This is a genomic window from Microbacterium gubbeenense DSM 15944, from assembly GCF_000422745.1.
In the GTDB taxonomy this organism is placed as follows: domain Bacteria; phylum Actinomycetota; class Actinomycetes; order Actinomycetales; family Microbacteriaceae; genus Microbacterium; species Microbacterium gubbeenense.
Map to the genome: position 1 here is coordinate 1 of NZ_AUGQ01000051.1, position 3,495 is coordinate 3,495.

Genomic DNA, 3,495 nt, shown 5'->3' on the forward strand with positions numbered 1-3,495 from the left:
GCAGCGTCCGCAGCCGGCGCAGCGTCCGCAGCCGGCGCAGCTTCCGCCGCTGGAGCAGCTTCCGCCGCTGGAGCAGCCGGCCTGGGAGGAATGGGGTGCGCTGCGGGGACCATCGTCTGGCCAACAGATTCAGAATCAACAGAGTTCACCAACGAAGTGCCCGGCACCGAACTCTCGGCAGCCGGCGCCACAGACTTGGAGGAACCCGGCTTAGGTGCCTTGTCGGCGGTGTTATCTGACGTGGGGGCGTCGGTCGCCGGTTTCGCACTCTTGTTGGAGATCCCCGAGACAACGCCCTTGGCGATGTCCGATCCTGCGGCGAGCGCTGCCCCGGGAGCGCCTCCGCGCGCGAATCCAACCGCGGCCTTTGCACCCGTGCGCAAGATCGAGGATCCGCTCGCTCCGATAGCGGATGCCATGCCGGTTGCTGCTGCGACACGCATCGGAGATGGTGCTCCCTTTTTCCTAGATGCACCGATCTGACTGAGTTGGTCCGCCATCGTGCGGCCGGCCTTCTTGGCTTGGCTTCGGAGTCGGATGAGAAACACCAGCGTCACGATGATGAGCAGATTGATGAAGATCGCTCGAGCGACAGGGAACTGTCCGTATCCAATTGCGTTCGTGAAGATCAGCTCGAACATCCTGTCGATGTAGCGGGTCATCTCGACGATGATCCTCAAGCTCACTGCAAGCGCGAGACATAGCAGGACGATGCTGGCGATGCCGGTGATGATGTCCATCGCCACGCGGAAGAACCCACGCCTCATGTACGGGAGGATGGCGAGGTGCGCGAGGATGGGCGCTTTTACTCCTGCGAGAAGTGTCCCGAACACCGTCATGAAGAACAGCAGCGCAAGTACCGCGGGGATAGCGAACACAGCCGTGCTCGAGGTGAGGATGACTCCCACCGACACGACTTGTCCGAAGTTCGGGTTCTCGTTGTAATCCTTCGCGGATTCGTCGCACTTGTTGACCTCGTCGCGCACGTGGTCCTGATCGACGAGCGGGGGCTTGTCGAGCATGGCGGCGTTGAAGACGTCGACGCATTCTCCGTCGAGGATCTTGCCGAAAGAGATCGACTGCGCGGGATCGCGAATGAGGAGGTCCACGAGGGGTGCGGTGACGACGCCAGACAGATTGGTGGCGTCTACGTCAATTTGGTCGATGTTGTCGTACGTGACCATTGCGGTCAGTTGTGTGCCGACGCTCTGGGCCTTGTCGAGGAGTCCCCCGTCTCCGTAGATCGATTTCACCGGGTTGGTGAAGAGCATGATCGCCAGGACTGTGACGGCGAGGGCAATTCCTACCTCGGCGAGGCCTGTCCCGAGTCTTCCTCCGAGGATCAAGAATCCGGCGATGATGCCGGTGATCATCAGCGCAATCGGGATCCAGTCGAACCGGCCCAGGAACTGTTCGATCAGTGTGGCGATCCCCTCGAACGGCAGGGCGATGAGGTCGACCCAGTCGAACGTCAGGATGAAGTCGAACAGCCACAGCCCCCAGGACATGACGAAGAGGTGCATCATCCAGAGGGGGTCAGTGATGGCGCCGAGGATCGACTTATCAACGGCAGTCCATCCTCCGCGATCCAACGGCAGCACCGCGTAGTTGCCGACAGCGAGACCAGCGCCATCGGTCGCGCTCCAGCCAGGTGGCAAGAACGTGGTGTCCCCTGTGGCTGCGGAAGCGAGCGCGGTATTGCCGAAGTTGATGGCGTACACCTGGTACATGAGGATGATCGCCGTGATTCCTACCCACCGGTGCCTGCTCATCACGTACCGGATCGCCAAGCCGCTGCGCGAAAGTGCATGCCAGGTGCGTTCGTAGAAACCGACGACGAAGGTCATGCTGCCTTCTTTCCCAACAGAGGTGTCGAGAGGATCGCTGCGCGGCGTTCGGGGTTCTCGGGAAGCGTCTTGGCGATCTTGCCGATAAGTCCGACGCGGTCGGACATCAGTGCTTCGCCATGACGTCCATCGGGGACTTTTCCGTCGGCATCCAGGGGCGAGAGCTCCGTAGTGACGACCTCCACCAGTTGCTCGTCCGCTTCCGGAGTCTCTTCGCCCGGTTCTACGGCGTCTTCGCCGGTGAGGAACAGCACGGCGCGCTTCGCGAGGGCCCGGTTACGCTGTCGCATGACGTAGCGCTCGGGGATGAGACCACGCATAACCGCGTCTCCGAAGTGTTCCGGGTCATGGCTGGCGAGACCGACATAGGCGCCGTGTTTGCGGCCGTCCTGGATAAGGAGCCGAAGGTCGCGCACGCCCTCCGGGCTGCTGGTGACGAAATAGGCCTCATCAATGTAGGCACCGGCGATGTCGTTGGGATCTTCAAAGCACAATGAGCGCATCAACGAAGTCAGCATCGCGTAGATCGCGCGCCCCACGATCTTCTCCGGCGGCATCTCGTTGAACAAGTGAGGAGTGGACAGCTCTCGTTCGTCCGGGAGAGTCAGCCCACGAGTAAGGAACACGATGGCACGTGCCGACGTGTCCAATGGGGGCAAGGTGTCGTTGAAGAGAACCTCGCCCAGTTCGGACTGTGACACGCTACGGATCAGCCCGGAAAGCTCTTCGGCCACGTCTCCTTTCAGGGTCGCGAGATGCTCGTCCATGTCTCGCAAGCTCGCGATCCGGTGTTCCTCGAGGTAGGCCGGCTGCAAGAGCGAGGCGAGCTTCGTTCCTCGAGGGTCGCGCATCGATACACCCAACATCGTCGCGAAGAGGGATTGGACCATCCGGGCTGCACGAGCGGGCTTGAAGATCCGCAGCGGGTCCAGAGAGATTGTCGGCCCGAGCAGATCCACGATCTGCTTCTTGTCCGGCCTCATCGCAGCGGCGAACTCTGCGTACTCACGCCGCTCTGTGCGGTCGATCGCCAGAACGCGGCCGCCACGGTCCAACATCGCTCCCATGTCGGCCTTCATCAACACGCTCTTACCGGCACCGAGCTCCGCGACCGCTGCGAAGCAAGCCGACAGGTTCGCTTCCAGTGTTGCCACGCGGTCAACCAACACTGGTGCGCGTCGTCCGCACGAGATGTTCGTTCCCATCCGCGCCCCGGTGGCGTCACCGAGACGGAACCCGACGATCGGGACGCCCGTGGAAAACTCGCGCCCCGTAGTGATCTGAGCGAACTCCCAGACCTTCGACCTGGCCGGCACCCCCGGCCATGCTGCCCACCAGAGTTCTTCCTGACCGCCAAGCGGCGCCTCGAGGTGAAACTCGTACTGTTTGAAGGAGTCGCGGAGCGCTTGCGCTCGACGCATGGCCAATTGCGGGTCATCAGCACTGGTCACGAACAGGGTGGTCGCTTCCACCTCCACTTCTTTATCTGACCGATTCAATGCCGCATGGAAGTCAGCGAGGTCTTGCGCACGTTGACCGAGTTCGCTGGCGCCGCCCGTGATCTGATTAGCCCCATCTTGCTGATCGAACTGATCACGCAGCTCGTTCTCCGCGCGTTTGTTTCGCCGGCGTACGTCTGCGGCGGGGG

At 61.9% G+C, this 3,495-nt stretch carries 2 protein-coding genes; both read right to left on the reverse strand.

The window, feature by feature from the left end; translation table 11 throughout:
• Positions 1-1,847: hypothetical protein (locus G510_RS17685; RefSeq protein WP_029153976.1), on the reverse strand; the 1,847-nt coding region annotated here is incomplete at its 3' end.
• Positions 1,844-3,495, reverse strand: a 1,652-nt coding sequence (locus G510_RS0113100; protein ID WP_211219204.1) for an ATP-binding protein, incomplete at its 5' end; no start/stop codon positions are given. The genes G510_RS17685 and G510_RS0113100, both read right to left, overlap by 4 nt.